Here is a 24750-nt window from a genome sequence, read left to right on the forward strand (position 1 = left end):
ACTTTTTTATTAGATAAAATGGAAAAGCTTCCAACGAATCGGAAGCCAACTTAAATCGGGTTCAGTTCGGGTCTGACAGCGGAAGTAACCTTAGGGACCGAAATGGAAACACTGACCCCCTCACCATTATTTTCAATAGAAATATTGCCGCTCATATTTTCCAGCATGGTTTTAGACATATAAAGCCCAAGTCCAGTTCCATGTCTTCTCGATGTGAAATAAGGGTCAAATACCTTAGCGAGCAAGAAAGGTTCAATTCCCCCTGCGTTATCTTTAAATTCTGCCGTAATACACTTATCTGATTCGCAAATTTTTATGATAATTTTTCGGTTCTTTATGTCTTTCTCCACGAAAGAGTCCCTGGCATTCATTAAAAGACTTAGGACAATTTGACTAAAATCATTTGGGTACCCGTAAGCTATTTGCTGTCCCCTGTACATAAATTCCACTTGAATCCCGTGGTTTTTGAGACAAATTGAAAAGATTGACAACGCATCCTCAATGGCTTCACTGACAGAGAACAGATTTTTCTCAAGATTAGGCTTATAGAATTTCCGAAAATCATTAAATGTCCTCGACATATTTTCAAGCTGAATCATGCTTTCTCTCGTAAATCGATCGACGTATTGACCGTTTATTTCACCATATTCCAAGGCAGCTCTGATATCTTGGATTAACATTAATAAACTGTTTACAGGCTGGCGCCATTGGCCGCCGATGCCAGCAATCATTTCGCCCATCGCTGCCATTTTTGCTTGCTGGATTAAAATAAGATCTTTTTCCTTATTCTTGGCGATTTCCTCTTGTAACCGGTTTTCTAACATTTTGTTGATTGCTTCATATTTTTCCGCCAGCTCTTGATATTTTGTATTTTCCTTTTCATTCCTCATGTTTTTTCACCCCTTAGTGAACATGGTAGATATATAAAACCGACCAAGTGGATTAATATTGGCCGGTTATTCTTTATGTTTCTATATTTATTTTAGCTAAATTATAGAAAAACAGATACATACCTTCCAACGAATTAACAAATGGTTTGAAAATTCTCCATATTTCTGTAAAGAATTTGCCTTTAAATCTCCCTAATTTATTGGATAAAAAAACAAAAAACCGGCACATGCCGGTTATTCGTTTTTGGTGATATTTTTTTCTGGAAGGGTGTTAAGAGCAGTCCATGCCGTTTGGTCAGCGAAAAGTCTTGACCAGCTTCCGACTCCGGCTAATTGATATTTCACTGCCATCTCAGCCCGCTTCTTTAAGGACATTTCATCTTCAATCCAAATTTTATAATTAGCCTTCTCTGTTTCATCATAATATTCCGCATAATTTTGCCCGCTTTCCTCATCATAGGCAGGCTGCAATCCTCGTTCGGTCAGCCATGCCTTCACCTTCTCCATAGAAAGCGCCTGAGCAATGACCTCTTTCGTACCATCAGCTTTCATTTGTTCTTTCCATAGCCGGGCGTACAGTGGAACTCCTAATATAAGTTTCTCCTTCGGCACCTCCGTCAGCAGGTTTTGCAAATTGCGCTCAACCCAAGGAAGACTCGCCACACTGCCAGGGCCGGTAGCTGCGGTATGTTCATCATAGGCCATGATTATTAAATAATCCGCAATGTCGGCAAGCTTTGACCTTTCATAGAAAGAGGACCAATTGTTATTCTCACCGGCGGAAAATGTAATATCCATCGATACAGTTAAACCCGCTTCATGCAAATATGGGGCTGCCTCCCTTATTAATTGTGTAACCATTGGTCCGTCCTCAGGATTCACATTTTCGATATCAAAATTGATTCCCTGCAGCTGAAACATTTGGCTGAAATAAAGCAATTGCCGAATGATCTTCTGTCGGGTTTCAAAATCCTTAAAAGCTTTGTTTGTTAATACCGGGTCAAAGGAATTAGAAAACACTCCCCACACATGGAATCCCTTTGCCTGGGCCCACTTGCTATATTCCAATGATGCTAGGTTTTTGATGGAACCATCTTCTCCCGCCAATGAGAACCAAGTTGGAGAAACCACATTGATTCCAGCCATTTCAGGAATCGCAGCGGCATTTGGATTCTTTGTATAAACAGCTTCCCATGTCAAATGGATTGGCCCGGTTATTTTCGGCAGTTGAAATGATTTACTTTCACGGACAATCGAAATTTTCACGGATTCCTCTTTTTTCACATACTCTTTTTTGATATAGCCGCCGATACCGTTAGCCTTCCTGACAAGGTAAAAATCTTCCTTTTCTCCCTCGATTGAAACAGCTTCCTTTTGGTTCACTTCTGCAGTATAAGGGGATTGCCACGAAGCTTTTGTCCGAAGCCTGAGCTTTTCCCCGTTGATATCTTTATCTATAATTCTTCCAGTTTGATATGTTTCCCCGTCTTGCTGAATCCAAATGGCACCGGTTTGTGGAAGCCTATGATACTGAATCGGGTAAAAAGCAAGAATGGAGTCAAGAGCCAGATAGATATCGCCTTCCATCGATTTGATAGGCGAAAGCTGTAAAGAAACAGGCTTTTCGTTGACAAAATACGTTAACGAATCGGTCGGCATTTGCACGACTTTATCTTTAGTAGTAATAATGACGGATTTCGATTTTTCATCGTAGGTAATGGAGTGGTCCATACTTTCTTTTAAAAAATGGAATGGAACATATATATTGTTCCCTTCAATTAAAGCATTGCCTTGCTGTGCCCCTTTAAATAAAATAGGGCTGCTTCCGTTAAAATAGACCTTTTTCTCTTCTGATGCAAAAGGATAGAAAAATAAAAAAATTGAGGAAATAATCAGGAAAATGCTTCCTGCCAATCCTCCCAGCAGCCATTTTGGTGAAATTGGCTTACTTTTTTGATATTCTATTCGAGCCATAAATATTGTTCCTCCCCAGATACTATCGTACGGTATGACATATGAAATGGAAAGACATTTTTATAGGAGTTTTGACTCATAAACTATTTAAGAGATAGTGTTTTTTCAAAATAACATGGTAAAATAGAAGAACTGGATTCTTTTTTTGGAGGAGAAATAGTTAATGATTCAAATTATCGTTGTTCTAATCCTTGCTTACCTGCTTGGCTCCATCCCCTCTGGCTTAATTGTCGGGAAAGTTTTTTATAAAACCGATATTCGCCAGCATGGCAGTGGCAATTTAGGGGGAACCAATACATTTCGAACACTTGGAGTGAAAGCGGGATTAGCCGTTACCATTGCTGACATTTTAAAAGGGACCCTAGCAGCAGCACTGCCCTATCTGATTCATGTTGATATGAACCCACTGATTCCAGGAGTACTGGCTGTTATTGGACATACATATCCCATCTTTGCGGGGTTCCGGGGTGGTAAAGCGGTTGCTACATCTGGCGGCGTCATTTTGTTCAGTGCCCCAATCTTGTTCGTGACTCTGGTAGCAGCTTTCTTTATAAGTCTTTACATTAGCAAATATGTTTCTTTATCATCAATGATCGCTGGAATTATCGGTATTATATATGTCATTACCATGGGGTTCGTACAAAAATGGGACATTCCTTTACTTATCGTAATCACCCTGTTGGCATCGTTCGTCATTTACCGGCACCGTGCTAATATTCGTAGAATCGTGAATAAGACAGAACCGAAAATAAAATGGCTGTAAAGGAACCTCATTGGTTCCTTTTAAATTTTCATATAAATTTCATATTCCTTCCATTCAGTAAGTAATTTTATAAAGTAAAATAAAAATAGGAAGATAGCTTACTGACTGGAGGGAAACAAGATGAAAAAAACTGCCCAGGACTATGTTTACAATAGTGTTGTTTCCGATAGCAATGACGTAAACGAGTTTATAATTGAATTTTTATCCGGGGAAACGAGTGAAGGTTCTCCCGTCAAGGTCACAAGAAATTTTGAAGAATTAATCCAGTTTTTTGAGGAAATAGAAGATTAAATAAGAAGGCGGAGCCCGTTTAGGGTCCCGCCTTTTTTCCTAACGCATAAATTCAACTACGCCTCTGTCTTCGTCCTATCGGCGAGTTTTCAATTATACCTTTAACAATTGAAATTTTTTATTGCCCATTACATCTTCAACATAATCTAGCTTTGTATGGTCAAAATACACAAAATCCTTTTCATGAATGATTATAATCAGATCCTCAAACTCAAAGGTGAGGTCTCCTTTAATTTTCCGCTCCTCCAGAGACAGATTTAACTTTGGCCCCCCTCAGCCAATTCCCATACTTAAACGCAAATAAAGTTCCTCATCCACCGTTTTCTTCTCGTTATTAACGGTTTTAATTAATACTCGGTAAGCCGCTTCCGTTACTTTAAACAATTTAATCACATCCTCGTTAAAAAAAATGTTGTCAAAATATGTTTTAATTTGCCAGATAATAATTTATAGTATTATCAAAGAATAAAAAGATACACAGAACAATTAAACCAAAATAATAATAGGAGAAGAATATGATGAAAAAATCCATTATTCCGTCCTTGTTGATTATTATTGGCTGTTCTCTCCTTGCCACTGTCCTTATGATTAAACAACAAAGCCAATCTAATCATACCGCAAAAGTTTACGCAACAACAATTCACAAGTCCCGGCCCATGGAAAACCTCCAGCATTCGTTGACACAAAAAATAACGGTTGGTGCCATCGGGGATATTCTAATCCACAGCCCTGTATATCAGGATGCCTTTAACGGGGCGAGCTATAATTTCGACCCAATGTTCGAAAATGTGAAAGCGCTTTTAGAAAAACCTGATGTGCTTACTGCCAATCAAGAAAGCGTTCTTGGCGGCACAGAACTTGGACTTTCCAGTTATCCGACCTTTAATAGTCCACACTCGGTTGCCGATGCATTAGCTATGAACGGTGTTGATATCGTCTCCAATGCAAACAATCATTCATTGGACAAGGGTGAACGCGGGATTCAGTCGGAAGCGGCTTATCTAAATGCGATTGGTCTCCCCTATGTCGGCAGCTTTGTCGATGAAAAGGATAGGGAAACATTAAGAATTATTGAGAAAAACGGGATTAAGCTCGCATTTCTCTCCTATACATACGGAACCAACGGAATACCTGTACCAAGAGGAAAAGACTATCTAGTCAACATGATTAACCGTGATCATATGCAAGAAGAAATTCATCGTGCAAAAGACAGTGCAGATGTGGTAGTTGTAAGTATTCATTGGGGTAATGAATACCAGCGAATCCCGACCACCGACCAAAAAGATCTAGCCCGATTTTTGGCAGGAGAAGGGGCTGATATCATCTTCGGCTCCCACCCGCATGTTCTTCAGCCGATGGAATGGATTAATAATCCAGACGGCAGAAAAACCTTTGTAGTTTATTCTTTAGGCAATTTCATTTCCGCCCAATACGGTGATTATAAAGATATTGGCGGAATGGCCGAAGTTGAGGTTACTAAGCAGACGACGGAACAAGGAAGTACACTTGTACTTTCAAATCCTAAATTTTATCCTACATTTGTAACGAGGAATACGAATCGAGATTATCGTGTGGTGCCGCTTGAGTCAGCCGGGACGTTTGGTCTTTCGAAAGCTGAGCAAAAATATCAAGAAATCCAGCAGCATATGGTACAATGGCTCCGATAGGTCGGGGCCTTTTTGTTTGAGTAAAAGGCGTATGGGGGGATTTATGGTGCTGCAAAAAAATGTCATTGGCATCATTTTAGGCTTTATATTTATGATCATGACTTTTCTTTACACAAGAGGCATATTTACTCCATTTTTTGCTTGCATGATTGTATTGCTGCTGTTCATTGCCTTTTTGAAGGAAGAAAGCAGAGTTTTCACGTGGGTCCTGATAACGTTTTTTCTTGGAAATCTGATGGTCGGTTACGCTAGTCAATTCCTTGAACGTTTTCGATTGTCTGCCTTTTCTTTTGTGATGTTTAATCAACTTTTATTGCTAATCCCAATCTTCATGATTCACTATGTTTTAATTAATTTTAAGCGAAAAATGTCCATCTACTTTGGGAGGCCATCTATTTCTTCATCCGCCCAAGTTTTTTATATAATACTTTCTATCATTATTTTATTAAGCTTTTCCACCCTTTTATATATGAACAAAATGCCCGTCAATGGGCAGTCCTTTTTATATATTCTATTGTTCTCGATTACCTATGCTGTATTGCAGGAAGTGTTGTGGAGAGGGCTTCTCCTTCCCCATTTTAGACTCACTGCAGGCAATAAAATAGGGGTCATCATGACAAGCATCGCCTTTGGCTTCAACACTTCATTATTTAGCCAAACCTTCACATTAACCATCCTGTTTATTTTAATCGGATTCCTTTTTGCTATTATTACGGTAAAAACAAAAAGTATCTATCCTTCCATCTTCATTCATGCATCGATAATCGCTCTCCTGCTGATCAGCGGGTTGATGGTGCTTCCTATATAAATGAAAACTCGCCGATTGGCGAGTCCCTTAGGACGAAGACAGAGGCGTAGTTGAATTTATGCGTTAAGTATAAAATTCGAGAGAATTTTATACTTATTAGCGAAAAAAAGGCTCACTTATTATTCAAGTAAGCCTTTTTCTTTATGTTCCCAAATATGTTCTAACTGTCCCTCTTGAATTAAAATTCCCTTTTGCCTAGGGCCGATTAAATCAAAATGAGAATAGCCATCCTTGCGGTGATGGATCCATTCCTTCTTTAACTCATATCTTTGGCCCCAGGCAGCCAGCTTATCCAAATCCTCGCAGCCGACCTTTGTGACAGTTTTATAGCCAGGGAAGCGGTCATCAAGCCAATAATGAGTAAGAAAGGCGATTTCTCCAGAATCAATTTTTCTTTTCCATTCATCAATGTCCCGTTTTTTAATGCCAAACGCCAACCTCATTACCTCCTGGGTCTGTGATTAGTCCCGTTTCTTTATTTTCTCGTATTTCATATGCCATTCCGGAAATGCTTTTTTAAATGATGTCGGCCGGAAATTTTCTTTTTTCACAATAATGTGGGTCGAAGTACCTTCAGCGCATACTTCCTCATTTCCATTTATGATTGTATAGCCGTAAATCGTCTTAATTCCATCGTTATGGGCGACCCAGGTTTTTACGAATGCTTGATCGCCGTACCGTAATGGTTTTTTGTAGGTGATTTGAATATCATAAACCGGCGCATAGTAACCGGCTTCCTCCATCGATAAATAGTTATAGCCAAGGTCTTCAATTAACGCTGTCCGTCCCAATTCAAAGAACTTCAGATAATTGGCGTGATAAATTACGCCCATCATATCTGTGTCCGCATAGTACAGATGTATTTCCCTTTTAGAAATAAAATAGTTCTCCATTTCTTTCTCGTCCCCTTCATCGTATCTTTTACATTATCTTTTTAAGCGCCGCCTCTGCATCCTCCGCTTCAAGTAGCTGTGCTTTTTCCAATAGATTTTCGCTGTGTTCTATATTGATTAATCTTTTGGCCTGGGCCTGAATCATTTCATCAACCAGGTTTGCTGCCATCCGTCCGTTTCCTTTGAAAGCTTCCTTCGCAATAGACTGTATAAGCATACCTTTAGCTTTTTCTGTAAGTTTATATTGATAACTTCCAGCATAGGAAACGATAATCTTCAGCAGTTCCTCAGGTGAATAATCAGGGAAAAAGAAAAACTTTTTAAACCTTGAACGGAGCCCCGGGTTGCTTTCCAATAATTCATTCATTTCAACAGGATAACCCGCTAAAATGACAACCAGATTATCATTATGCTTGGTCATTTCATCAACAAGCGTATCAATTACTTCTTTTCCAAAGTCTCCTGCTGTAGACCCAAGGAGGGCATAGGCTTCATCAATGAACAGGACCCCGCCAAGCGCCTCCCTAATTTTCTTTTTTGTCTTACCGGCCGTCTGGCCTACATATCCTGCCACAAAATCCGCTCTGCTCGTGACAATTAAGTGACCTCTTTTTAAAAAACCGCATTCCTTTAGCAACTCGGCATAGATTTTAGCTACAGTAGTTTTTCCTGTTCCTGGATTGCCGGTAAAAACGGAATGTAGTTGAATGGGTACGGTCGGGAGACCATTGTTGCGACGGTATTGCTGCATTTTTACAAATGAAACTAATGAACGAATTTCTTCTTTTAATGGCCCAAGACCTATCAAGGCATCAAGCTGATCCTGCGGGGACTCTTTACCTTCGGGCTGATCTAAAAGAAAATCTTCCTTTGTTAAAAGGATAAATTTCAAAATTTCATCTTCGCTCTTGTTTTCTGATCCTTTTTTAAAAATGGCATCCAACACGATATTACGAGCTGCTCTAGCATTTCCGAATGATTCGTCCACCCGCTCGAGATCTAGACGATGTTTGATTTCCACCTTTGCTTCCTCTGTTAGCAAATAGTCATTATCAGCAGCCGCCATTTCGGCGATTTGGATCAACTCTTCATTTGAATAATTTGGTAAATGAATCATATTAGATTGCGGGAACCGGCTGCGAAGTCCCATATTAGCCTCTAAAAAGCTACGCATTTCTTCGGTATATCCTGCTAATATTACCGCAAATTTCCCACCGTACTCCTCACTTGTCATCAAGGCAACCAAAGTGTCGATGGCTGCTTGTCCGTAATCATTTCCATTCTGGCCTTCCCGCTTCAGACTATAGGCTTCGTCAATAAATAACACGCCGTCTTTTGCCCTTTCCACTGCGGCTCGGACGTTTTCTTCAGTTTGACCGACAAAGGATCCGACAAGCTGCGAGCGGTTGGTCTCAACCACTTTTTCCTGTGGGAGGACGCCGAGTTCATGATAGATTTTGGCAAGCAGCCGAGCGACCGTTGTTTTTCCAGTACCCGGATTCCCGGATAAAATCATATTTAGGCTGAATTCATCCTTTATTTTAAAGCCAAGCTCTTTGCGCTGTTTTTGGTATTTTAACACTTGATAGAAATCATTTACTCTTTTTTTAACCGTGGCCATACCAACCATATCATTCAGCTGTTCCAACGCCTTTTTTTCAGACCGGCTTTCAGGGTTATTTTCAACAAATAACTCCTGCCATTTTCCTTTAATTTTTTCGAGGTTGGCTAAATGATTTTTTAAATCCTCATAGTAGACGGAGATATGGAAAACACCAGTAATCGATTGATCATATTCCTCGGCAGCCTTTAATAATGAGGCGGTTTCTTCAATTGCCAAGGATAATAATACATATAGCTGATGATAGGGTTCAGTCTGATCCATCCGTGAAGGGGTTCCAGACTTCGATTCAAGATCATGCAGTGCGTCCTCTGCCTTGGTTAAAAAGCTTTTACATATTTCTATGTATTCCTCAGCAATTTTCTTTTTTGCCGTTCGGTTATCGGTTTCCCTTATTGGTGGAAAGATGAGTGGAGCGAGAATATCCTTCATTTTTTTCCAGCCAGCTTGAAAAAGATATTCTTTTGCCTTTTTATTAGCAGGGTCCAACTGCAGAGCTTTTTTTAGCATTGGGACGGCTATGCTGTCCTGGTTATTACGTCCAAGTCTTGATAATGCCGCTGTGGTCAATAGGTCCGATAAGATTAAAGGATTTCTTTCTTTTTCCAAAGCAGCAATAATTGGCCCTTCATCCTTGATAGTTCCGTTTTGCTGAAGTTCCATTTTCCAATTCTTTATTTGGTTCATTTCATGTTTCAATAGGATCAACTCTTCATAAGAAATTCCCTTCTATCTTAACATATCGGGCTTGATAACATAAAATTTGCGAATCAAAAAAGGACCGTCCTTGATTGAACTGGTCCTTCTCTTTTTTATCCTTGGGTGTTATTTGCTTCATCCTTAATTTCTGAACGGAAAGATTCGATGCTTTCCTGCCTGCGCTGATTTTTTTCTTGAATTTGCTGGCGCTGTGTTTCGCTGTCAGTAAAAGACATGGACTCTTCAGCCGCTTCCATATTTTGAATCGTATTTTCAATCATGTTTTGCAGTTTCTCAACATTATCGCTGCGATCATCTGGATTTGGTTTGTTGTTATAAGGCATGTAAACTCCTCCTAAATAATTGTTCATGTTACAGATATAGTTTGTATCGATGGCTAAAAAATATCACAGAAAAAATTGCATTATCAAAATAAAAAGACCCTGCGCAAGTATGCACACGGGTCTGGGATTTCCATATTTATTCGCCTTTTGTTTGCATAACCTGGGCGTGTTGGCCGGAAGTATCCTGCATTTTTTTACCCTTATTTCCACCGGCACTTTGCGGTTGTGTACCGATATGGTCCGGCCTAAAACGTTTTGTTTGATAACCTTTACCCATTTTTAATCCCCCCTTACTAACATTTTGTCCAAAGGGGGCAGATGAATGAATGGTAAACTTTTTTAATTACTCAGCTTTACCGAGGCGCTTTGCTTCAATGCGCTGTTCAATTTTTTCCATTGCAGCACGGTCTTTTAAAAGTTGTGATTTATTTTCAGATACTAGTTCTGCAAAAGAACGTTTTCTTGGCTTTCTCATTTGTATCACCTTCCTTATGTCCTATTCTAACAGTTATTATCACCAATAACGGTTTAAATTATTACAACTTTTTGAAAATTTAATTCTTTATTTATTTTAGAAAAAAAAACGCTGGATAGTTAATCCAACGTTTATTTCAACTTGCTTGTAAATTCCTTCATTTCCTCAAGCTTCATGGAACCAACGAATTTATTTTGAATGACTCCTTTGCTATCAATAAAATATGTTGATGGAATTGATAGGACTTGATACTTTTCATTTACCGCATCCTCAGCGTCAAGCAAGATTGGGAACGTTATTTTATATTCATTCACAAATCCTTGAACATCCAATTGCGGGTCGATATTTACTGCTAGGATGGTTATATCGTCACCTGCTTCTTTATGAAGCTGTTCCATATCAGGCATCTCAGCTTTACATGGCGGACACCAAGTCGCCCAAAAGTTCAGCATAACTTTTTTACCTTTTAAATCAGATAGCTTGACGGTTTCTCCAGTCAATGTTTTTAGTTCAAAATCAGGTGCTTTGGCGCCGATTGACGGGCCGCTTTGAGCAGCTGCAGTTGGGCTTGCGGTTTCGGGTTTATCTGCCTTTTTATTTACTGCTTGGACAATTGCTACCGTTAATAACGAAATCAATAACACGGCAGCAATGACTTTCTTCATCATCCCGAATCTCTCCTTTATTCATAATCCAATTACCCTGATTTTACACTATAAACTCAGTTGAAACAAAGCATACATTTTGCGATTTTGTGACAGTTAAGGGAAGAGCCCTGAGGCCGTTACCCAATCAGATTCCTTTTCAGTTTTAACAATTCATTAAATTCTTTATCTAATAGAGGGTACTTTGGATCTTGGCGGTTAATAAGTGCCAACTCCCCTAGTACTGCGGCAATTTTGTTTTCAATCACCATTAGGATTTCTTTTTGGTCCCCTTCATCTTTTTTATTCTCTTTATTAAAAAACTCCTCCGGGCCCATTTCAAATCGTTTTATTTGCTGATTTTCAAACACCAAAAGCCGATTACAAAGTTTATTTAAAAAATAATAATCATGTGAAACTGTAATAATTGTCCCAGTAAACTCAGACAATGTTTTTTCAAGCTGTTCTCTACTAGGCAAATCCAAATGATTAGTCGGCTCATCCAGAATTAAGACATCGTAGTCTTTCAATAACATGTCAACAAGCTTAACCCTGATCCGTTCACCAAGACTTAACGTGCCAATAGGTTTTGTAATAAATTGTTCCTTAAGCCCCAGGTTGGCAAGCATAGTTCTTGCTTTAAAAATGTGATCCCGGTCTGTTAATCCCAATGCTTCGATTGCTGTTTTTTCAACAGGTAAATCAGCAACATCCTGGCTTAAGTAAGTAATTTTTAACGAATCGCTCTTCCACAATTCTCCGTCGGTCCGTGAAACCAATCCCATAAAAATTTTTATTAACGTTGTTTTCCCGCAGCCATTTTCGCCAAGGAGTCCAATCCGCTCTCCATAATTAATGTAAAATTGGGAATTTCGGAAAAGGTATCTGCCATCAAAAGCCATGGAAAGTTTTTTTGCCTCAATGATACGCTTCCCTCTTTTTCCGTAGCTGTCAAACTCAAATTGAACCTTTGTTTCTTCCAGAGGTTTATCTACCCTGTTTTTGCTCAGTTCACTCTGCAGTCGTTTCATTTTTGACTTTATTTGTGCGTCACGCTTCTTTGCTTTGACCCGGTGAAATTCCTTAAAACCTTCCTCTTTTGTGGAGGTTCTATGCGCTTTATCCGACCAGGATTTTAATTGGTCCATTTGCTCTTCTACCCGCTCAATCTGGCGCTGCTGCACTTCGTACTGATGCTGTTGGTTCGCTCTTTTACGCTCCTTCTCCTTACGGTATTCACTATAATCACCTTGGTAAAACTGAAGCTTTCCATCCTCCAACTCAAAAACCCGGTTAACCGTTCGGTCAAGAAAGTGCCGGTCATGTGAGATTATCAAAACAGAACCCGGGAATTTTTCTATTTCAGAAATTAACCAATTAACACCTTTAAAGTCTAGGTGGTTTGTCGGTTCATCCAAAATTAACAGGTCCGGTTTTGAAGCCCATATACTTGAAAGAACAAGTTTTAGCTTTTCGCCGCCGCTTAAATGCTCTAGCCTTTCATCCTGCCAGTTTTGAACCTTTTTCAATCCTAACTCGCTGGCGAGCTGAAAAACCTCACGTATTTTTAAGGATTCCTGAAAATCATTTACTTCATAATCAATTGATTGAGATAGGTAGCCGATTTTCAGACCAGGTGATTTTTCTATGTGGCCCCGATCCGATTCTTCCTTCCCCAAGATGAGATTGGCCAATGTCGTTTTGCCGCTGCCGTTGTATCCAACAAGACCTATTCTATCGCCAAATTTTATTTCAAACTGGATATTATCTATAATTCTTCGTAAGTGAAAACTCTTTTCTAATCCTTTTACACTTAAAATAACATAATTTTTGTTCATAAAAAAACTCCCTCCATGAACCTGAAGAGAGTGAAATGTCTTATTAAAGCAACACAAAATAAACCTATGTGAAGGTTATTAGCAGCTTATAATCAGGACATAAAAAAGGACAGACTTATCCCATTCTTCAGGTTCAACATTTTTCGTTTATTCGAATCATGTTCTGAAAAATAAGATTAAAACTTCATCGGTCCTTTGTTCATTCCTTTACGATTGATTAATCCAATTTTAAGCAAGTATAAGCAGAATTGTCAACAAAATTCTAAATGAGGATTTATGGATTACTTCTGGTTTTTGTTATTATCTTGTTGTACTTGATTTTGACCTTCTTGTTTATTCAAATTATCTGGTTGCCTTCTATAAACATTTCTTCGATTCGGCGAATAATAATTTACATTATTGGGTCTTACTTGTTTAGATGACTTGCCACAACCACATGCCATATTACTCACTCCTCTTTCTGATTTTCGTAAAAACACGATAGGTATTATGTGATATTATATGGTGCTAATAAGTGAGGTGCTTGGACAAATATAAGAAAACGCAAAAAACACCATGCGCATTCACGCATGGTGTTTTTCTATTCTAGGATTAGCCTTGTAATCTTTCACGAAGAACCATTTGCAGGATTCCACCGTGACGGTAGTAGTCGATTTCAACTTCAGAGTCAAAACGTACAACTACTTCAAATTCCTTCTTGCTGCCATCTTCAGCAGTAGCAGTAACTTTTACAAGGTCACGAGGTTTTACGTTCTCATCAACTTGAACTTCAAATGTTTCCTTGCCAGTTAAACCAAGTGATTCTGCGTTGTCGCCTTCTTTGAATTGAAGTGGAAGAACGCCCATTAATACAAGGTTTGAACGGTGGATACGTTCGAAGCTTTCAGCAAGAACAGTTTTGATGCCTAGTAGGTTTGTACCTTTTGCAGCCCAGTCACGGGAAGATCCCATTCCGTAGTCTTTTCCAGCAAGAACCATTAAGCCAGTGCCTTCTTCTTTGTACTTCATGCAAGCATCGTAAATGGACATAACTTCGCCTGTTGGCCAGTAAGTTGTAAAGCCGCCTTCTGTGCCAGGTGCGATTTGGTTACGGATACGGATGTTTGCGAACGTACCGCGCATCATAACTTCGTGGTTTCCACGGCGGGAGCCGTAAGAGTTGAAGTCACGTGGCTGAACGCCTTTTTCCAATAAATATTTACCAGCTGGAGTATTTTTGCCGATCGCTCCTGCAGGTGAAATATGGTCAGTTGTTACAGAGTCACCGAACTTACCAACAATACGAAGTCCAGTTAATGGCTCAACTTCACCAGGATCTTTAGATAGACCTTCAAAGAATGGAGGATTTGCAATGTAAGTAGAATCCTCATCCCAAGTATATAATGGCTCGTTGCTTGTCTTGATTTCATTCCAGCGCTCGTTGTCGCCAAACACATTCTCGTATTCTCTACGGAACAGCTCAGGTGTAACAGTTTGTTTTACTACTTCATTTACTTCAGCAGTAGTTGGCCAGATATCCTTGAAGAAGACGTCGTTGCCATTTTTGTCTTTTCCGATAGGGTCTTTTTCAAAGTCAACGTTAACTGTTCCAGCTAATGCATAAGTAACAACTAGCGGTGGTGATGCTAGGTAGTTAGCTTTTACAAGCGGATGGATACGTCCTTCGAAGTTACGGTTACCGGAAAGAACAGATGTAACTAATAGGTCGTTCTCCGCGATTGTTTTTTCGATTTCATCTTTTAATGGACCGGAGTTACCGATACATGTTGTACAGCCGTAACCAACAAGGTTGAAGCCGATTTGCTCTAGGTATGGAAGTAAGCCGGAATCACGAAGGTAACCAGTTACAACCTTAGATCCTGGTGCCAAAGAAGTTTTTACAAACTTAGGAACTTCCATTCCAAGTTCTACAGCTTTCTTCGCAACAAGACCTGCACCCACTAGAACATATGGGTTAGAGGTGTTTGTACAGCTTGTGATAGAAGCAATCGCAACAGCACCTGTTTTGATTTCTGCTTCGTCACCGTTGTTAAATTTAACGGTTGCCGACTTTTCAAGCTCATCAGAACCTAAGCCGAAGCCTTGATTGCCTTGAGGAGCAGAAACAGCTTTCACGAATTCTTCCTTCATTTGTGAAAGTGGAATCAAATCCTGCGGACGCTTAGGACCAGAAAGATTTGCTTCGATTTCAGCAAGGTTGATTTCGACTACGTCAGTATAAACTGGCTCATCAGCTGGTGAGAAGAATAAGCCGTTAGCTTTGCAATATGCCTCAACAACTTTGATTGCTTCTTCATCGCGGCCTGTTAAGCGCATATATCCAAGTGATTCTTCATCGATTGCGAAGAATCCGCAAGTTGCACCGTATTCAGGAGCCATGTTCGCAACTGTTGCACGGTCAGCAAGCGGTAATGAAGGAACGCCTGGTCCGTAGAATTCAACAAATTTGCCAACTACGCCATGCTTACGAAGAACTTGTGTTACTTTTAATGCAAGGTCAGTAGCAGTAGCACCGTTTGGCAGTTCACCAGTTAATTTAACCCCTACAACCTCTGGTACTGGGAAGTAAGAAGGCTGTCCAAGCATGCCTGCTTCTGCTTCGATACCGCCAACGCCCCAGCCAAGAACGCCAAGACCATTGATCATAGTTGTATGAGAGTCAGTACCTACAAGTGTATCTGGATAAGCTTCGAGCTCGCCGTCAACTTCAGCAACATGAACAACATCAGCCAAGTACTCAAGGTTAACTTGGTGAACGATACCAGTTGCAGGAGGAACTGCGCGGTAGTTATTGAATGCTTTTTGTGCCCAGCTTAAGAACTGGTAACGCTCAGCATTACGTTCGAATTCTAAATCCATGTTAACTTTTAATGCATTTTCGTTACCATATGCATCAACCTGTACAGAGTGGTCGATAACAAGGTCAACAGTTTTTTCAGGATTGATTTTGTCTGGGTCGCCGCCAAGGTCTGCCATTGCTTTTCTTAAGGAAGCAAGGTCAACGACTGCAGGAACACCAGTGAAGTCCTGAAGGATTACACGGGAAGGCTTGAAAGGTACATCTACCTCTTTAAGTTCATCTGTTCCCCATTTTGCAAGATTTTCAACATGCTCTTTTGTAATAACACGGCCATCATATTGGCGGAGCACGGATTCAAGTAATACTTTTACGGAATAAGGCAATTTGGACACGTTGCCAATGCCTGCTTCTTCCAAAGCGTTTAGACGGTAATAATGATAAGTTTTGCCGTTTACGTCAAAGGAAGATCGTGCGTTAAACACATCATTTTTCGCCATGGTAGTAACCCCCTTATACGTCATAAAAATACAAAAATCGAAAAGTTGAAAAATCCCCATCCGGCTTTTACTTTTCTCACAAAAATAATCTTAATACAACCGATTACATAAGTAAATAACAAGAAAGTTATTGTGATTGATAAGTTTTTCTTATGGTTTTTTATGTAATTTGTTCGGAATATTTTGAAAAAACTATCATTACCTATGTAAAATTTTCTTTTGCCATCCGAAGGATTCCCTCTTACATTATGGCAAAAAAACTTTTATTTGTCATTAATTTCGTCCGAATGGAGATAGTAATTTTAACAGGAGGTGAAGGTTAATGGCAAAAAGAAAGGCGAAGCATGTCATACCAGGAATGAATGCAGCTGGCGCGCAAGGTATGGGTGCAGGCTATAATGAAGAGATGGCCAATGAACCCCTTACAGAAATGGAAAGACGAAACAATAAAAAACGTAAAAAGAATCAATAAAGATGCTTCCATTGCTTGAAATGGATTGAAAAAGCGGGACGGGATTCCCGCTTTTTCTTATTATTGAAAATCATTTACCTCAGTTACAATTTGTTTTAAATCCTGCTGAAATCTCTCAAGCTGTGCCCTTTGTGTTTCAGAAGCCACTTCGAGTGCATTCTCAATTTGTTGATACGCCTCATTTACTTCATTTTTCAAATGCTTTAATTGATGTCCATAGCTAGCACTGTCGCTGACAATCGTTTCGAAAAGTCCCTGTGCATTCTCAAACCCCTGCTGAGCAGCTTGAAAAGCTTCCTGTTTATTCTTGTTATAAGGATTTCTTTGCATCTTTAGGATTCCTCCTTAAATTGTTTACCCATTAAATTGTACAGAACAAAAAAAAATATTCAGCACATAAAAAGAATGATTGACCGCATCCTAACTGATGAGGAGGGATAATGATGACCAACAAAAATGACGGGACAGATATGCGCAGAAATGCCCCAAAACAATCCGGCCAGCCAGAGCCTTTAAGCGGGTCGAAAAAAGTGAAAAATCGCAACCATACGCGTCAAAAACATAATTCAAGCCATGATATGTAATTTAACGATTAGCTAAATCGAAAAAAAGCATCGATTCAGAATCCACTGAAACGATGCTTTCGTTTTTCTTAAATATGTAACAATGTATCTAGCAGTTGCTCCTCTTCCTCCTTAGTAACAGTCCGCAGATCAACCAAAAATTCATCCTTTTGAATTCTGCCAATGATAGCAGGCTTGGACTCCGTTCTTAACTTCCTACCAAGCTGCTCGGCCGTTAAGGATTCATGCCGTAGGGCTATAACCCTTGCAGGCAATTCCACATCCGGCATAGTGCCTCCTCCGACCTGACTTGTAGCTTGAAAAATATTTGCCTGAAAAGCAGTTGTCCTTTGTAACAAATTTGTAACAAAGTTTGCTGCCCTTTCGTCTAATTCATTGACAGAAATTAATAAATCACGGATGACCGGAATATTTTTCATTGTCTTTTCACCACGGGCATAATCTAGTAATGTACCCTCAAGCGCCGCAAGTGTCATTTTATCCACCCGCACCACTCGCGCAAGCTGGTGTTTTTTCAATCGGTCAATAATTGCCTTTTTCCCAGCAATAATTCCTGCCTGCGGGCCTCCTAACAGCTTGTCCCCGCTAAATGTGACAACATCCGCACCCAATCCGATTACTTCTTTGACTACCGGCTCGTCCCCAATTCCATGGTTTCTTAGGTCAAATAACGCACCGCTCCCTAAATCCTCATAGAAAATGACATCTTCACGGGTTTTTGTAAGCTGAATTAATTCCTCTGACTCAACCGATTTTGTAAAACCAATTACCTTAAAATTGCTGGTGTGAACTTTCATGATGATAGCCGTGTCGGGCGTCACCGCATTTTCATAATCATAAAGATGAGTTTTATTGGTTGTCCCAACTTCGATTAATGTCGCACCGCTCTCCTCCATGATCGAAGAAATTCGAAACGATCCGCCGATTTCAACAAGCTGTCCTCTTGAAACAATGACCTCTTTATTTTTGGCCAAGGCTCTTAAGACGAGGTAAACAGCAGCAGCATTATTATTCACGACCATCGCCGCTTCGGCCCCAGTAATCTCTTTAATCAAGGCTTCAACATGACTATGGCGAGAACCACGTTCCCCTTCATTTAACTTATATTCAAGATTGGAATAGTTTTGAGCTACTTCCACTACATGTTGAATAGCGGCATTGCTTAACCTAGCCCTGCCAAGGTTGGTATGTAAAATCGTGCCTGTTGCATTAATAACTTTTTCTAATGTATAGGAAAGCTGTTTTTTAATTTTATATTGCAGCTGTTGAAAAATTTCATCAATAAACGATTCCGTTCCAGGCAATGGCCCTAGCCACTGTTGGTGGATGATTGCTTGTCTAGTCTCATCCAGAATGTCTTTTAGAAGACTAGTCAGGGCTGCTGCATCAAGCTGATTTTGTTCAATCAACACTTTAAACTGTGGGTGATGTTGAAGCTCATGTACAGGTGGAATGCTCCGCAAGGTTTCTTTCATGCAATAAATATCTCCTTAAAATCCTTCTTTTGTCCTATTATAGCATTTTTAACATTTTTCGGCTCCTTGAATAAAATGAAACGTGTAAGGAGGAATAATATTTTGAAAAAGAAAAACCTGCCTCGAAATTCTGTAGTAGATTTTGAAAAAATGGAAAAATGGTTAACAAATTATTTTTTGGATCCATCTACAACCCATTGCGATTTATATCAATTCAGAATTGATATATACGAAACCGAAACAGATTGGATTGTTGAGGCATCATTAGATGAATATGTCAGTTCGGAGATTAAAGTAAAAACTGATAATACACAGCTTATCATTACAGCGCAAAAACATTCTTACACATTCTCATCACGACATCCAAAAAAGACCCGCACAATTGACTTTCCTTTCTCTATAATTAATCATTGTATAAACGCTTCCTTTCAAAATAATGTTTTAGAGATCTTTATATCAAAAATAAATAATGGTTCAGGAAAAAATCGGTATATTACGCTGCCTTGATTTACTTTTTTATTACACAGTTTACATAATAAAATTACCGGCAATTTAAAACCCTCACAGTTGAATGTGAGGGTTTTTGTTATTTTGACTCCATGATTTTAATAATGTCTTCTGTATCTGGGAATAACCCTATTTCATCTTTAGAGTAGATTTTTTCCCCATTCACGGTAACCTCGAAGATTCCTCCCGAGGCCGGAATCAATTCCAATTTTGAAATATCACGCCGGAAATGCGTGATTAGTTCCTCCGCGAAACTCGCGGCTTTTGGTGCGTAGTTTCACTGCATGCAAAATTCAACAATTACATGAAAGTTTTTCATTGATGACCTCCTGCTTTTCATTATGTATATGGTAGAAACATTTTATCTTTTCAACTATTATTCCGCAAATGTTTTGCACCAATTAGTATAATAGGTATACTATTTAATGGGAGGTGTACATAATGAGTGAGCAGGAAAAGATTCGCCTAACCTCTTTATCAACTAAGGCTGGTTGAGGCTGTAAAATTGGTCCAGAGGACCTGACGCAAGTTTTGCGTCTTTTACCAAAACAAGACCCTGTTCCCGAATTACTTGTCGGGAATGAAACTAGCGATGATGCGGGTGTGTATCAATTAACGGATACGATTGCGCTGATTCAAACAGTAGACTACTTTACTCCAATTGTGGACGACCCGTATATGTTCGGCCAGATTGCAGCCGCAAATTCATTAAGCGATGTGTACGCGATGGGTGGAGAACCGAAGACTGTATTGAATATTGTCGGCTACCCTATAAAAAAACTCGGAGCGGATATGCTTGCAGATATTTTACGCGGTGCTGCAGATAAAGTTAAAGAAGCTGGGGCCCTCACGGTTGGCGGCCATTCCATCGATGATCAGGAACCGAAATTTGGGTTATCCGTGACAGGAATTGTCCATCCGGAAAAAGTTTGGAAAAATGTCGGTGCAAAGCCAGGAGATATCCTTATATTGACAAAACCAATTGGCGTTGGAATCTTGACAACCGGGATTAAAAGAAATGCCGTAACTCCGGAGCAAGAACAAGCCGTGACAGAAACAATGGCAATGCTGAATAAAACCGCTGCTGAAGAGCTCTTCCCATTTACTCCTAGTGCTGTGACTGATGTAACCGGCTTTGGCCTGTTAGGACACGGAAGTGAAATGGCACGAGGGAGTGATGTGAGCTTTGAAATTTCATTTAACCAGGTGCCAATTCTTGAAGGGGCCATCGAATTAGCGAAAAATGGCGTAGTCCCAGGCGGCTCTAAGTCTAATCATAAATGGTTATCTAATGACGTTGTGTACGAGGACATTCTTCCTGAAGAACAGCTTGTTTTATGTGATGCGATTACTTCAGGGGGATTACTTGTATCGATTGCCGAAGATGATGCAAAGCGGTATATGGATAACTTGCATTCGCGTGGATTAGCGAAAGCCTCCATCATTGGTCGAGTAACCAAGAAAAATGACAAATTAATCTATGTGAAAAGATAACAGCGAAGCTTTGAGAGCTTCGCTGTTTTTCTTTAACTTGGGATTTTCAATTGAAATTTTTGGCTTAATTTATCAAGCATATCTTTCGTCATTTTATCTAAGTCATAGTCGAATTTGAAGCCCCACTCTTCCTTAGCCGCACTGGAATCGATAGAGTTTGGCCAGCTTTCCGCAATTTTCTGGCGAGTTGGGTCGACATTGTAATTCATTTTGAATCCAGGTATATATTTTCTGATGCTTGCCGCGATTTCTTCTGGGTCGAAACTCATCGCAGACACGTTAAAGGAATTGCGGTGTTTCAACTTAGAACCATCCGCTTCCATTAAATCCACAATGGCATTCAATGCATCCGGCATATACATCATGTCCATATAGGTGCCTTTATCGATATACGATGTATAGCGCCCATTTTTTACTGCTTCATAATAAATTTCCACAGCGTAGTCGGTAGTACCGCCTCCAGGGAGTGCCACATAGGAAATCAATCCAGGGAAACGCAAACCGCGTGTGTCAACACCGAATTTTTCAAAGTAATAATCCGCCAAAAGTTCACCGGCTACTTTATTGACACCATACATGGTGGTAGGGCGCATAATCGTATCCTGTGGTGTATTGTCTTTCGGTGTTGATGGACCAAAAGCACCAATTGAGCTTGGGGTGAAAAATTGTGCATTCATTTCGCGAGCTGTCTCTAGCGCATTTAACAGTCCGCCCATATTCAAGTTCCAAGCGAAAACTGGTTTTGCTTCGGCAGTGGCCGACAATAGGGCCGCTAAATGCATGACCGTATCCACCTTATATTTTCGCGCAGTCTCCACCATTGTTTTCCCATCGGTCACATCAACAACCTCAAATGGACCGCTTAATGCCGCTTCGCTGTTGTTTTTCTTAATATCGGTGGCGATGACATTGTCAGCCCCGTAAATATCTCTCAGCTTTAAGGTTAGCTCTGAACCAATTTGCCCTAAAGCACCCGTTATTAATATACGTTTCATCTATATCATCCTCTGTCAGTAAAATCTTTAAATAATTCCTAATTCCTTGCCGACTTTTTCGTAAATGGCGATGGCCTTATCAAGCATTTCTTTCGTATGGGCAGCTGTCGGCATATTGCGGACCCGTCCTGTCCCGCGAGGAACGGTCGGGAATACGATCGCCTTCGCATAAACCCCTTCTTCATTTAACCGTCTGCTAAAATCCTGAGTTAATTTTTCATCGCCAATGATACATGGAGTAATCGGCGTTTCACTGTTTCCAATATTAAAGCCCAAGTCCTTTAATCCTTTTTTCAAATAGTTTCCGTTTTCCCAAAGCTTTTTATTAAGCTCAGTACTTTCCATTAAAATCTCGATTGCACGTTTGCTTGCAGCCACATCAGCAGGTGTTAGGGAAGTGGAAAATAAGAACGGACGGCTGCGAACCTTCAGCCAATCAATTAAGTTTTGCTTTCCAGCAACATAACCGCCGACAACTCCGATTGCTTTTGATAGAGTACCAATTTGAAAATCGATCTTATCGGAAAGTCCAAAATGTTTGACCGTCCCTGCACCATCACCGAGTACACCTGAACCATGTGCATCGTCTACATAGGTAATCAAGTCAAATTCCTCAGCAATTTTCACGATTTCTGGCAGCAGTGCGATATCCCCGTCCATCGAAAAAACGCCATCGGTAATGACCATCACTTTGTTATACTGACCAGACTCGACTGCTTCTTTGGCTTTGGCGCGCAAATCTTCCATATCAGAATGGTTGAATCGAATTATCTTAGCTCTTGACAATCTGCATCCGTCAATAATAGAGGCGTGGTTAAGTTCATCTGATAATATCGCATCGTTTTGATCCATGACAGCGGAAATAGCCGCCATGTTACAATTAAAACCTGATTGATAAGCTATGGCTGCTTCTGTATGTTTAAACTCAGCTAATTTTTCCTCCAGTTCCAGATGAAGCTTGAGAGTTCCATTAATAGTCCGAACAGCTCCTGCTCCCACTCCGTATTTTTCAAGCGCTTCAGCAGCAGCTTTTTTCAACCGTTCATCGGTTGCTAATCCTAAATAATTATTGGAAGAAAGATTGACAAGTTCCTTGCCGTTAATCGTAATCACCGGTCCATTTGGACTTTCAAGCGGATCGATGACGTTATATAGGCCTTTTCCCTTTAAATCCTCAAGATTTTCATTTAAAAAATGCTCTAACTTTTTACTGGACATATAAAATCCTCCTTTATCATGAAAAACGATGTTTATGTATTTTTTAAAAATACAATTGTCCTCCTGAGGCGGACATTTATTTTCCTTATAAACCCTGTTATAAAAGGATTCATTTACTATACTTTATCACATTTCCACAAGAATGTTCACCCCAGGTGGACATTTTTTTAAAATATTTTTTATTAGATTGCCCATTTGAGTCGCAAAAAAAAGAACCCTTCCAAAATGGAAAGGTTCCAAAAGTTTATATACCTGTCGGCCAAGTCGCTAGCAGCCTCTCACTTTTTTCACGCTTTGAGGTTAATAAGTATTCAAGTGACTGGCACAGGAATTTTCGTGTTTCATTGGGCTGGATGACATCGTCAATCAAATGCTTCGCTGCTGCTTTATATGGTGAACTATCAAATGACCAAAGTTCCAAAAGTTTTTTTCGTTCCTCGCTTGGATTTTCAGCGCGGGCCAATTCGCGGCCAAACACGACATTCACCCCCACTTCTGGTCCAGTAAAATTAATTTCCGCGCTAGGCCACGCGACCACTAAATCACCGCCCATGCCCGGACCGCACATATTCCCGTATGCAGCACCGATACTTTTACGGATGACAACGGAGATTTTCGGTACAGTCGATAATGCCAACGCCTGATTCCAGACCATAATTTTTGTTGGCATTTTTGCCTTCTCCGCCTCGCTGCTGATGCGGAAACCTGGGGTATCGTGCAGAAAGATCAGCGGGATATGATAGGAATCACAAAGGCAAATAAACTCAGTCGCCTTTTGACACTCATGCGGTCCAGGTGCCCCCGCAAATTGGTTTGGCTGGTTGGCGATAATTCCGACCACATGCCCGCTCAAATGGGCAAACGATGTAATTAAGCCTTTGCCGAATTTCCGTTGATATTCGTAAAAGATGCTATCGTCAACAATCGTTTCAATAATTTTTTTCATATCATAGACGCGGTTGTTTTGCTGCGGCAGTATATTGAAAACTTCATCCACCAAGCGGTATGGATCATCATTCGTCTGTCTCATTTGCGGGCGTTCATCACTGTTTTGCGGCATATATGAAAAAAAGGTTTTCAACTGGTCAAAGCAGTCTTCTTCCGTTGCCCCATCATCATCAATTTGCCCGGTAAAGCGGTTATGAATATCGACCCCGCCTAATTCTTCCGGTATCATCCTCTGCCCGTTCGCGAGCTCAAGCATCCGTGGTCCGGCAATCGCCATACAGGTTCCTTGCAGCTGGGTGACGAAATCGGAAGAAACAGCAGTCCATGTAGGACCTCCAAAGCTATCTCCCAAGATGGCCGTCATCGTCGGTACTTGGCGGTGAACTGTCAGCATCTCACGCGGGAAAAGCTTATCGCTGAAACCGTCTGAACCCATTCCATCCGGCATCCGCAATCCGCCGCCTTCATGCAGTGCAAACATTGGGAGGCCGTTTTTAACCGCAAACTCATGGATACTTTTGGATTTTCGCATGTGAACGGCACCTTCCGTCCCGGCAAAAACAGTCTTGTCCCCGGCCTGAATGACGGCTGACCGGCCATTCACTTTACCGACACCAATGATAAGTCCATCCCCATAGCTTTTATGCTCGGCTCCCTTTACATCAGATGTATTTAACATGCCAAGCTCCATAAAGCTCCCTGCATCAGCAAATTTTTCAATTCTTTCGCGTGCAGTTAATAGTCCGCGTTCGTGCTGGGCAGCGATTTTATCACAACCACCACCTAAAAGTGCCGCTTCTTTTCTTTCCTGTAAATCCTTTGATAATTTTTGTAATAACTCCATTGTATAATC

At 40.3% G+C, this 24750-nt stretch carries 24 protein-coding genes and 1 pseudogene; 8 read left to right on the forward strand and 17 right to left on the reverse strand.

Going from position 1 to position 24750, the window contains the following annotated elements; genetic code table 11:
- Positions 1-50: 50 nt before the first annotated feature.
- Positions 51-890 carry a sensor histidine kinase gene (locus tag KHB02_RS07860; RefSeq protein ID WP_213140084.1) on the reverse strand — a complete coding sequence of 280 codons (840 nt, stop codon included), beginning with the start codon at positions 888-890 and terminating at the stop codon, positions 51-53.
- 234 nt (positions 891-1124) lie between these two features.
- Complete coding sequence (locus KHB02_RS07865; protein WP_213140085.1) at positions 1125-2864, reverse strand: glycosyl hydrolase family 18 protein; 1740 nt, start codon at positions 2862-2864, stop codon at positions 1125-1127.
- Between the two features lie 163 nt (positions 2865-3027).
- Between KHB02_RS07865 and plsY the strand changes: the two genes are divergently transcribed.
- The 4 genes from plsY to KHB02_RS07885 all read left to right on the forward strand — a co-directional run bounded on the left by plsY (position 3028) and on the right by KHB02_RS07885 (position 6393).
- The gene (plsY, locus tag KHB02_RS07870; RefSeq protein ID WP_213140086.1) at positions 3028-3627 is read left to right on the forward strand and encodes a glycerol-3-phosphate 1-O-acyltransferase PlsY; all 600 of its coding nucleotides are present in this window, start codon (positions 3028-3030) and stop codon (positions 3625-3627) included.
- Between the two features lie 120 nt (positions 3628-3747).
- On the forward strand, positions 3748-3918 hold the full coding sequence (locus KHB02_RS07875) for a hypothetical protein (RefSeq protein WP_213140087.1): 171 nt from the start codon (positions 3748-3750) through the stop codon (positions 3916-3918).
- Positions 3919-4433: 515 nt separating this feature from the next.
- Positions 4434-5585 (forward strand): CapA family protein, encoded by a 1152-nt coding sequence (locus KHB02_RS07880; protein ID WP_213140088.1) that lies wholly within the window; start codon positions 4434-4436, stop codon positions 5583-5585.
- A gap of 43 nt (positions 5586-5628) precedes the next feature.
- Positions 5629-6393 (forward strand): CPBP family intramembrane glutamic endopeptidase, encoded by a 765-nt coding sequence (locus KHB02_RS07885; protein ID WP_213140089.1) that lies wholly within the window; start codon positions 5629-5631, stop codon positions 6391-6393.
- A gap of 119 nt (positions 6394-6512) precedes the next feature.
- On the opposite strand, the gene KHB02_RS07890 is transcribed toward KHB02_RS07885, so the two are convergent.
- The 9 genes from KHB02_RS07890 to acnA all read right to left on the reverse strand — a co-directional run bounded on the left by KHB02_RS07890 (position 6513) and on the right by acnA (position 16204).
- On the reverse strand, positions 6513-6830 hold the full coding sequence (locus KHB02_RS07890) for a hypothetical protein (protein WP_213140090.1): 318 nt from the start codon (positions 6828-6830) through the stop codon (positions 6513-6515).
- 24 nt (positions 6831-6854) lie between these two features.
- Positions 6855-7286: an acyl-CoA thioesterase gene (locus tag KHB02_RS07895; RefSeq protein WP_213140091.1), complete on the reverse strand. Its 432-nt coding sequence runs from the start codon at positions 7284-7286 to the stop codon at positions 6855-6857.
- A gap of 28 nt (positions 7287-7314) precedes the next feature.
- The gene (locus tag KHB02_RS07900; RefSeq protein WP_241113770.1) at positions 7315-9606 is read right to left on the reverse strand and encodes an AAA family ATPase; all 2292 of its coding nucleotides are present in this window, start codon (positions 9604-9606) and stop codon (positions 7315-7317) included.
- A 113-nt stretch (positions 9607-9719) separates the two neighbouring features.
- A complete protein-coding gene (gene tlp, locus KHB02_RS07905; protein WP_213140092.1) occupies positions 9720-9950 on the reverse strand; it encodes a small acid-soluble spore protein Tlp in 231 nt (76 codons plus the stop codon).
- A gap of 136 nt (positions 9951-10086) precedes the next feature.
- Positions 10087-10227 carry an acid-soluble spore protein N gene (locus KHB02_RS07910; RefSeq protein WP_213115684.1) on the reverse strand — a complete coding sequence of 47 codons (141 nt, stop codon included), beginning with the start codon at positions 10225-10227 and terminating at the stop codon, positions 10087-10089.
- A gap of 66 nt (positions 10228-10293) precedes the next feature.
- Positions 10294-10425 carry an FbpB family small basic protein gene (locus KHB02_RS07915; protein WP_066304847.1) on the reverse strand — a complete coding sequence of 44 codons (132 nt, stop codon included), beginning with the start codon at positions 10423-10425 and terminating at the stop codon, positions 10294-10296.
- Positions 10426-10556: 131 nt separating this feature from the next.
- Positions 10557-11093 carry a peroxiredoxin family protein gene (locus KHB02_RS07920; protein ID WP_213140093.1) on the reverse strand — a complete coding sequence of 179 codons (537 nt, stop codon included), beginning with the start codon at positions 11091-11093 and terminating at the stop codon, positions 10557-10559.
- 116 nt (positions 11094-11209) lie between these two features.
- The gene (gene abc-f / locus KHB02_RS07925; RefSeq protein WP_213140094.1) at positions 11210-12907 is read right to left on the reverse strand and encodes a ribosomal protection-like ABC-F family protein; all 1698 of its coding nucleotides are present in this window, start codon (positions 12905-12907) and stop codon (positions 11210-11212) included.
- A gap of 591 nt (positions 12908-13498) precedes the next feature.
- Positions 13499-16204 carry an aconitate hydratase AcnA gene (gene acnA / locus KHB02_RS07930; RefSeq protein WP_213140095.1) on the reverse strand — a complete coding sequence of 902 codons (2706 nt, stop codon included), beginning with the start codon at positions 16202-16204 and terminating at the stop codon, positions 13499-13501.
- 322 nt (positions 16205-16526) lie between these two features.
- Here acnA and sspO point away from each other — a divergent pair, with 322 nt between their 5' ends.
- Entirely contained in the window at positions 16527-16676 is a 150-nt protein-coding gene (sspO, locus tag KHB02_RS07935) for a small acid-soluble spore protein O (RefSeq protein ID WP_213140096.1), read from the forward strand.
- Positions 16677-16736: 60 nt separating this feature from the next.
- On the opposite strand, the gene KHB02_RS07940 is transcribed toward sspO, so the two are convergent.
- Positions 16737-17006: a hypothetical protein gene (locus KHB02_RS07940; RefSeq protein ID WP_213140097.1), complete on the reverse strand. Its 270-nt coding sequence runs from the start codon at positions 17004-17006 to the stop codon at positions 16737-16739.
- 113 nt (positions 17007-17119) lie between these two features.
- On the opposite strand from KHB02_RS07940, the gene KHB02_RS07945 reads away from it, so the two are divergent.
- Complete coding sequence (locus KHB02_RS07945; protein ID WP_213115690.1) at positions 17120-17260, forward strand: small acid-soluble spore protein P; 141 nt, start codon at positions 17120-17122, stop codon at positions 17258-17260.
- A 68-nt stretch (positions 17261-17328) separates the two neighbouring features.
- Here the strand turns inward: KHB02_RS07945 and selA are convergent, their stop codons facing one another.
- Positions 17329-18735, reverse strand: coding sequence for an L-seryl-tRNA(Sec) selenium transferase (gene selA, locus KHB02_RS07950; protein ID WP_213140098.1), 1407 nt, complete (start codon positions 18733-18735; stop codon positions 17329-17331).
- 102 nt (positions 18736-18837) lie between these two features.
- Here selA and KHB02_RS07955 point away from each other — a divergent pair, with 102 nt between their 5' ends.
- Entirely contained in the window at positions 18838-19242 is a 405-nt protein-coding gene (locus KHB02_RS07955) for an Hsp20/alpha crystallin family protein (RefSeq protein WP_213140099.1), read from the forward strand.
- 79 nt (positions 19243-19321) lie between these two features.
- Here the strand turns inward: KHB02_RS07955 and KHB02_RS29900 are convergent.
- Positions 19322-19507 (reverse strand): annotated as a pseudogene (locus KHB02_RS29900) (Rdx family protein); the annotation flags it as partial.
- Between the two features lie 176 nt (positions 19508-19683).
- On the opposite strand from KHB02_RS29900, the gene selD reads away from it, so the two are divergent.
- Positions 19684-20736, forward strand: coding sequence for a selenide, water dikinase SelD (gene selD / locus KHB02_RS07960; protein ID WP_213140100.1), 1053 nt, complete (start codon positions 19684-19686; stop codon positions 20734-20736).
- Between the two features lie 32 nt (positions 20737-20768).
- On the opposite strand, the gene KHB02_RS07965 is transcribed toward selD, so the two are convergent.
- From KHB02_RS07965 to KHB02_RS07975, 3 genes are all read right to left on the reverse strand, one after another.
- On the reverse strand, positions 20769-21731 hold the full coding sequence (locus KHB02_RS07965; RefSeq protein WP_213140101.1) for an L-threonine 3-dehydrogenase: 963 nt from the start codon (positions 21729-21731) through the stop codon (positions 20769-20771).
- Positions 21732-21758: 27 nt separating this feature from the next.
- Positions 21759-22949, reverse strand: a complete 1191-nt coding sequence (locus tag KHB02_RS07970) for a glycine C-acetyltransferase (protein WP_213140102.1) — start codon at positions 22947-22949, stop codon at positions 21759-21761.
- A gap of 244 nt (positions 22950-23193) precedes the next feature.
- Positions 23194-24741 carry an acyl-CoA carboxylase subunit beta gene (locus KHB02_RS07975; protein WP_213140103.1) on the reverse strand — a complete coding sequence of 516 codons (1548 nt, stop codon included), beginning with the start codon at positions 24739-24741 and terminating at the stop codon, positions 23194-23196.
- Positions 24742-24750: the final 9 nt, after the last annotated feature.

Source organism: Neobacillus citreus (assembly GCF_018343545.2).
Taxonomy (GTDB): Bacteria; Bacillota; Bacilli; order Bacillales; family Cytobacillaceae; genus Neobacillus; species Neobacillus citreus.